This is a genomic window from Mesorhizobium sp. M2A.F.Ca.ET.039.01.1.1, from assembly GCF_003998035.1.
Lineage (GTDB): Bacteria > Pseudomonadota > Alphaproteobacteria > Rhizobiales > Rhizobiaceae > Mesorhizobium.
Genome location: NZ_RZRY01001627.1, coordinates 1 through 378 on the forward strand (window position 1 = coordinate 1; position 378 = coordinate 378).

General features: G+C 65.3%; 2 pseudogenes. Both read left to right on the forward strand.

The features are described from left to right. Positions 1 to 182, forward strand: a pseudogene (locus EOA24_RS41250) (NUDIX hydrolase); the annotation flags it as partial. 21 nt (positions 183 to 203) lie between these two features. Then, positions 204 to 378 (forward strand): annotated as a pseudogene (locus tag EOA24_RS43810) (band 7 protein); the annotation flags it as partial.

Sequence of the window (378 nt, forward strand, 5' to 3'; positions counted from 1 at the left end):
TGCCGGAACTGTTCACGCTGCGGCAGCTCCAGGATGTGCACGAGGCGATTCTCGGCACATCGCTCAACAAGCCGGCCTTTCGCCGGCGGCTGCTCGACAAGGGCTGGTTGGCGGCGACCGGCGCCTATGAGGCGGGCACCGCCTACCGACCGGCAGACCTTTACCGTTTCCAGCGTCCGTAACCGATTGAGGGAGAGACTATCATGGCCACCATCCGCAACTTCGGCTTCATCGCCCAGCTCCGCAGCGAGGCGAGCAGCCACGTCATCCGCTATCGCGATGGTCGCGTGAAGCAGAGCGGCCGCGGCCTGGTGTTCTGGTTCGCGCCGGAAACCGCCAGCATTGCCGAAGTGCCGATGGACGACCGGGAGATGACGC